Consider the following 6,422-nt stretch of genomic DNA (forward strand, 5'->3'; position numbering starts at 1 on the left):
TCTCAGACGAATCCCAAGATTTCGATCAAGAGGTATCAAAACCTGCAACTCCACGCTGGTACGCAGTTCAGGTTGCTTCTGGCTGTGAAAAACGGGTTAAGACAAACTTGGAACAGCGTATCCAAACCATGGATGTAGGGGACCGGATTTTGAAAGTGCAGATTCCCCAAACACCTACGGTTAAAATCCGTAAGGATGGTTCTCGCCAACACAGCGAAGAAAAAGTTTTCCCTGGCTATGTGTTAGTCCAGATGGTGATGGATGATGAAGCTTGGCAAGTTGTCAAAAACACACCAAATGTGATTAATTTTGTTGGGGCAGAACAAAAACGCCGCTACGGGCGTGGCAGAGGACATGTTAAACCCGTACCCCTCAGCTATGGTGAAGTAGAACGGATCTTCAAGCAAACCGAAGAGCAAGAGCCGATTGTCAAAGTAGATATGGCAGTAGGGGACAAAATCGTGGTGCTATCTGGTCCGTTTAAAGAATTTGAAGGGGAAGTGATTGAAGTTAGCCCCGAAAGGAGCAAACTCAAAGCCTTACTCTCGATCTTTGGGCGGGATACACCAGTAGAATTGGAGTTCAATCAGATTGAAAAAACAAGCTAGACCCTAGATCATGGCTAAAAAAGTTGTTGCATTGATTAAGTTAGCGCTCCCAGCTGGGAAAGCTAACCCAGCTCCCCCCGTCGGACCAGCACTGGGTCAGCACGGGGTAAATATTATGGCATTCTGTAAAGAGTACAATGCCAAAACTGCTGATCAAGCTGGTATGGTCATACCAGTGGAAATTTCCGTGTTTGAGGATAGAAGCTTTACCTTTATCCTCAAAACTCCACCAGCATCTGTACTGATCAAGAAAGCTGCTGGCATTGAGAAAGGTTCAGCACAACCCAACCGTACTAAAGCTGGCAGCCTTACTCGGTCCCAGCTGCAAGAAATCGCCCAAACTAAAATGCCTGACCTCAATGCTAATGATATAGAAGCGGCAATGAAAATTGTGGAAGGCACAGCTAGAAACATGGGTGTAGCCATAACCGATTAGTAAGGATGCATATAAAGGATGAAAGATGAATTGATCCTTTAACCTGCAACTTTCAACTTTCAACTCCAATGTCTTAAAGTAAACCATAGAGGGGGAGGAGTTTTACTTCGCTAAGTACCCCAGGAGATACAGATGCCCAAGAAACCATCGCGTCGATTACAAGAACTAAAAAAGAAGGTTGAAGAGCGACCTTATGAACCCATAGAAGCTCTCAAACTCCTCAAAGAAACAGCCACGGCCAAATTTCCGGAATCGGCTGAAGCCCATATTCGCTTAGGAATTGACCCAAAGTATACTGACCAGCAACTGCGCACTACAGTAGCTTTACCGAAGGGAACAGGTCAGACGATACGAGTAGCAGTGATTGCTCGGGGTGAAAAAGTCTCGGAAGCTACTAATGCAGGGGCAGATATTGCCGGTTCTGAGGAGTTAATTGCAGAAATTCAAAACGGGATGATGGATTTTGACCGGCTAATTGCTACGCCGGATATGATGCCCAAAGTAGCCAGATTGGGTCGTCTCCTCGGACCACGGGGCTTGATGCCTTCTCCTAAAGGTGGTACAGTTACTAATGACATAGCTCAGGCAATCCAAGAATTCAAAGCTGGTAAACTAGAATTTAGGGCTGACCGTACTGGCATTGTTCATGTTATGTTTGGTAAGGCATCCTTTAGCCCCGAAGACTTACTGGTGAATCTCAAAGCTTTGCAGGAAACTATCGACCGCCATCGCCCATCTGGCGCGAAAGGTCGCTATTGGCGCACTTTATTTGTGTCTGCCAGCATGGGTCCATCGATTGAAGTGGATATCGCTATCCTGCGTGAACTCAAGCTTGAGGGTGCTGCGTAAAACGGAGATTAGACATCACCTTAGAATTCGACAAAACCAACTAGACAATTGAAGAAGGCTTGCGCTGAAGACAGCAGGAGTAACTAGCTTAATATCCTGCCGAGGTTAAAGTACTATGTATCATCTGCCCAGGCACTGATCCTACAGTGAGTGCGAACGCGGTAATGATACGACCCTTAACCCCGGCCAAGCCTCCGGGGTTTTAGTTTGGTTATTTGTTATCCGTCAGATCTATGTGCTACGCACACGCTACGCGACCGACCGTTCAATACTTATTATTCTTGGTTGAGAGTCAATTGAAAATAAATATTATTGATTTTTATTGATTTTTATTTATTTTAAATTAACAATTAACCAATTAACACTTAACAAAATGGGTAGAACACTTGACGAAAAAAAGACAATTGTGGCGGAGCTCAAGCAAACCTTGAGTGAGTCTCAGTTGGCTGTAGTTATTGATTACCAGGGGCTGTCGGTTGCTGAAATTACCGATTTACGGAATCGTCTGCGTCCCACTGGCACCATTTGCAAGGTGACCAAAAACACCTTCATGCGGCTTGCGGTGGAAGAAGACGAAAACTGGCAGCCGATGACGGAATTCCTGAGTGGTACTTCAGCCTTTCTCCTGGTCAAAGACGATGTTGGTAGTGCCATCAGAGCCTACCAGGAGTTTAAGAAAACCGCCAAGAAGACTGAATTTCGCGGCGGCGTGATGCAAGGTCAAGCCTTGAATGAAGAGCAAGTTAAGGCAATTGCCGACTTGCCTTCTAAGGAGGAACTGATCGCGCAAGTTGCTGGAGCGATTAATTCTATCGCTACCAAACTTGCTGTCGGAATTAATGAGGTACCAGCCTCCTTGGGTCGTAGTATTAACGAGGTGCCAGCTTCTTTGGGTCGATGCATCCAAGGGATTGCTGCCAAGGAAGAAGGCGACAGCTAGTACTCGGTTTTACCCCTTTCTGAGATTTGTACAACTCTCAAGTACAACACTCAACAAATTAAACAATTCACCTAAAAGGAGTTATATCAATGTCTGCTACAACTGATGAAATTCTGGAAAAATTAAAATCACTGACTCTACTAGAAGCTTCTGAGCTGGTTAAGCAGATCGAAGAAGCTTTTGGTGTCAGCGCTGCTGCTCCTGCTGGCGGTATGATGATGATGGCTGGTGCTATGCCTGGTGCTCCAGCTGCTGAGGCTGAGCCAGAGGAAGAGAAAACTGAATTTGATGTGGTTCTAGAAGAGTTCCCCTCTGATAAGAAGATTGCTGTACTGAAGGTGGTACGTACAATCACTGGTTTGGGTCTCAAAGAAGCCAAAGAGTTGGTGGAATCTGCTCCTAAAGCGATTAAAGAGGCCATTGCTAAAGATGCTGCTGAGGACGCTAAGAAGCAACTGGAAGAGGCTGGTGCTAAAGTTAGCGTCAAGTAACATCTACTATCATGTCTGGTTGACGATAAGCTATCAGCCGTCAGCCGTCAGCCCTCAGCCATTCCCGTAGCGTGGCCATCCGCGTAGCGTGGCCCAAAGCTGATAGCTGATAGCTGATAGCTGATAGCTGATAGCTGACGATTAGGGACTATTTAGTAATTGATTAACCAGACTTGATATAAGTTGGGAGCCGACGCAATCGGCTCCTTTTTTTTGGCGTTGCTTAATAATGGAATGATTTGAATAGTTTTGTGGAACGGGCATCTTGCCCGTTTCATTTTCCGTTGAGGGGGTGACAAGCCAGATCAACTGCTGGTGATGCGATCGCATAGCATCGCTTTCGGGGGGAATCCCGCCTAGGGCTTGAGAAGACGCTGATTTTAATAACTCCATCCAGTCACCGAATCCAGTAATCCAGTCAGTGAATCCAGTCACCCCATGAAGTAATTAACTTCACCAGTTGATGTGATTTCTATCACACCTTTATCTAACTATATGGATAATACTGATTAATAGAGAAAGTTATAAGATTAGTCAGCCAAGTCTTTTAATTTATCATTTCAGGGCAAAGCATCTTATTATACGCTCAGGATTATCAGCTCAGGGTAGCACATCTCTAGGTAATTAACTATATCAGTCAAGAAATATAATATCATCTCTGATTGACTAATTATCATATCCGAAATCAGGTAATTTGGAATTGGTAATTTGGAATTGGTGATTTGGAATTGGTAATTGGTAGTTTAGGATTACCCATTACCGATCACGCTTACCCAAAAATCTAGAGACTATTTTGGAAGTAATTAACTGGACTTGAACTAATAGATCAGTTTATATCAATTCAGTAAATCTGTATCGGTGTTTTTAGCTAAACGTTAGATGCTCTAAATTGTGCAGTGTGTTTCACGTTTAACTATCTTTTACGTGATCTTTTACGTGCATTTATGCTCAAACAATTCGAGCAGATGGGGCTGTCATCAGTAACCTAGAAGCACCTCTTTGCAAACGTGAATATGAACTCGTTTGCATATAAGCCTTAGGAGTTGCGCAGAAATAAGTTTCTGATAAGGGTCTAAAAATGAGCTGGGGGGGAGACAAGCGGCCTGTAACCCTTGATATATATTAAATTGAGCGAATTATGGTAAAAAAAAGATAGGTCATAAATTGTCAATACGACCTACCAATTGAAAATGATACCAGAATTATATCAAAAACATCTAAAAAATCTACTTTCTGAATCTCAATTCTTGTTGTTTTCTATTGTACTAATTATTATACAAGATATCAAAAATATTAAACTAGAAAAAATTGCCGAGTCATTACCTTTACCTATTCAGGTAAATTCAAGACGTAAAAAACTACAGAGATTTTTATCATTACCAATATTTGAGCTCAAATTATTGTGGCTTCCAATTCTTAAAAAAAAAATGGCTCGATCAAACATTTACTAAACAGTCAAAAATCTATTTGGTTATCGATAGAACTAATTGGAGATATAAAAATTTATTGATGATTAGTATAATTTATAATAAGCGATCAATTCCAGTTTATTTTGAACTTCTTTCAAAACTTGGCTCAAGTAATTTTTCAGAACAAACAAAAATTATATCAAATATTATAGAGCTATTTGATGGCTATCAAGTTATAATTTTGGGAGACCGAGAATTTTGTTCCGTCAAATTGGCTAAATGGTTAGATACACAAGGCTTTACATTTTGTTTAAGACTCAAAAAATCGGCACAAATTCAACTTAAAGATTCGGGTTGGACTTCCTTAGAAAATTGTGGATTAAAACCAGGAACTTCATTATTTTTTGAAAATGTAAAAGTTACCAAAACTAAACAAATTACTGGATTTAGTATCGCCTGTAAATGTAAAAAAAGTTATCGAAAATCCGTGACCAAAGAAGGTTGGTTTATTCTAACAAATATGAGCAGTGCTTCGGAAGCAATTTCTGCCTATAAAAAACGTTTCTCTATTGAAGAGATGTTCCGAGATTATAAGAGCGGTGGATATAATATGGAAGGCAGTAATGTTATCGAAAAACGTTTTATATCTTTAGTTATTATAATATCTTTTGCTTATCTTGCTTCCACAATGCAAGGACAACAAATTACTAAACAAGGAGTTCAAAACTATGTAGCTAGAGTCAAAGAATATGGGCGTTTAACTAAAAGACACAGCAGTTTTTATATTGGACTATATGCTCAAAACTGGATTAATTTTATGGATAAATGTTGGAAATTAGTTTATGATTTGATGCGTTTAAGTCGTCATAAGCTCGATAATTATTTACGAGGTATGAGAGCTATGAAGCTTATAGAGTCTACTTTTTAGCTCTCATGTCGCCCCCCCAGAAAAATGAGATAATAGAATCGAAGTGATTGTTTCTGGGAAAAATGTCAATAATTGAGGATATTAGAACCAAATTTGAGGTTTTAATGCCATACATGAATGAAAAACTCAGACGATTGTGGTCAGGAGTTGAAGCAGTATCTTTAGGGAAAGAAGGAATAAAAACAGTGGCTTTTGCGACTGGATTATCAAGTAAAACCATTAAAAGCGGAATTAAAAAACTACAAGTTCCAATTGTTCAAGATGATAATCAAAATCAAATAATAAGCTCAACTAAGATCCACAGAAAAGTGATAAAACCTGGAGGTGGACGCAAAAGTCTATCGCAAAATGACCACACATTAATTCAAGATTTAGAAAAATTAATTGCACCAGCGACTCGTGGAGATCCATGTTCCCCGTTACTCTGGACATCGAAAAGTACAGCAAAATTAGCCAAAGCTCTAAAAGAAATTGGACATCAAATTAGTCCAAGAACGGTGGCAAAATTGTTGAAGCAATTAGGGTATAGTTTACAGAGTAATAGAAAAAATTATGTTCGCGCAGCGTATCCGAAGGAGACAGGTTCATCTCATCAAGATAGAGATGCTCAATTTCAATATTAGATGCGCTTACCCTGCCCTTATAGGTTTAATTATCTTTAGTGTTATACATTCTTGTTACTATTTATGGGCTGGGGGGGCGACAAGCGCCCTGTAACCCTTGATATATCTTAAATTGAGCGAATTATGGTAAAAAAAGAA

The 6,422-nt window shown here is 40.5% G+C and carries 7 protein-coding genes, 1 pseudogene and 1 other annotated feature; of the genes and pseudogenes, 7 read left to right on the forward strand and 1 reads right to left on the reverse strand.

Features of this window, described 5'->3' with window-relative positions:
* The 5 genes from nusG to rplL form a co-directional block, all read left to right on the forward strand.
* A partial coding sequence (gene nusG / locus F6K52_RS29975) for a transcription termination/antitermination protein NusG (protein ID WP_293087393.1) occupies positions 1 to 608 on the forward strand: 608 nt, incomplete at its 5' end.
* A gap of 10 nt (positions 609 to 618) precedes the next feature.
* A complete protein-coding gene (gene rplK, locus F6K52_RS29980; protein WP_008188895.1) occupies positions 619 to 1,044 on the forward strand; it encodes a 50S ribosomal protein L11 in 426 nt (141 codons plus the stop codon).
* 132 nt (positions 1,045 to 1,176) lie between these two features.
* A complete protein-coding gene (rplA, locus tag F6K52_RS29985) occupies positions 1,177 to 1,893 on the forward strand; it encodes a 50S ribosomal protein L1 (protein ID WP_293087396.1) in 717 nt (238 codons plus the stop codon).
* 46 nt (positions 1,894 to 1,939) lie between these two features.
* Positions 1,940 to 2,108 (forward strand) — a sequence feature (ribosomal protein L10 leader region).
* 158 nt (positions 2,109 to 2,266) lie between these two features.
* A complete protein-coding gene (rplJ, locus tag F6K52_RS29990) occupies positions 2,267 to 2,833 on the forward strand; it encodes a 50S ribosomal protein L10 (protein ID WP_293087398.1) in 567 nt (188 codons plus the stop codon).
* An 89-nt stretch (positions 2,834 to 2,922) separates the two neighbouring features.
* Positions 2,923 to 3,324, forward strand: coding sequence for a 50S ribosomal protein L7/L12 (gene rplL / locus F6K52_RS29995; RefSeq protein ID WP_293087402.1), 402 nt, complete (start codon positions 2,923 to 2,925; stop codon positions 3,322 to 3,324).
* Positions 3,325 to 3,465: 141 nt separating this feature from the next.
* Here the strand turns inward: rplL and F6K52_RS30000 are convergent, their stop codons facing one another.
* Entirely contained in the window at positions 3,466 to 3,759 is a 294-nt protein-coding gene (locus F6K52_RS30000; protein WP_293087405.1) for a hypothetical protein, read from the reverse strand.
* A 755-nt stretch (positions 3,760 to 4,514) separates the two neighbouring features.
* Between F6K52_RS30000 and F6K52_RS30005 the strand changes: the two are divergent.
* Both F6K52_RS30005 and F6K52_RS30010 read left to right on the forward strand, forming a co-directional pair.
* Positions 4,515 to 5,708: pseudogene (locus tag F6K52_RS30005) on the forward strand (IS4 family transposase).
* A 15-nt stretch (positions 5,709 to 5,723) separates the two neighbouring features.
* Positions 5,724 to 6,284 carry a hypothetical protein gene (locus tag F6K52_RS30010; RefSeq protein ID WP_293018650.1) on the forward strand — a complete coding sequence of 187 codons (561 nt, stop codon included), beginning with the start codon at positions 5,724 to 5,726 and terminating at the stop codon, positions 6,282 to 6,284.
* Positions 6,285 to 6,422 lie beyond the last annotated feature (138 nt).

Origin of the sequence: Moorena sp. SIO3H5 (genome assembly GCF_010692395.1) — a bacterium.
In the GTDB taxonomy this organism is placed as follows: domain Bacteria; phylum Cyanobacteriota; class Cyanobacteriia; order Cyanobacteriales; family Coleofasciculaceae; genus Moorena.

Excerpts from the sequence above, each read along its gene's own strand:
- rplK (WP_008188895.1), top strand. The coding sequence starts at position 619 with ATGGCTAAAAAAGTTGTTGCATTGATTAAGTTAGCGCTCCCAGCTGGG.
- rplA (WP_293087396.1), top strand. The coding sequence starts at position 1,177 with ATGCCCAAGAAACCATCGCGTCGATTACAAGAACTAAAAAAGAAGGTT.
- rplJ (WP_293087398.1), top strand. The coding sequence starts at position 2,267 with ATGGGTAGAACACTTGACGAAAAAAAGACAATTGTGGCGGAGCTCAAG.
- rplL (WP_293087402.1), top strand. The coding sequence starts at position 2,923 with ATGTCTGCTACAACTGATGAAATTCTGGAAAAATTAAAATCACTGACT.
- F6K52_RS30010 (WP_293018650.1), top strand. The coding sequence starts at position 5,724 with ATGTCAATAATTGAGGATATTAGAACCAAATTTGAGGTTTTAATGCCA.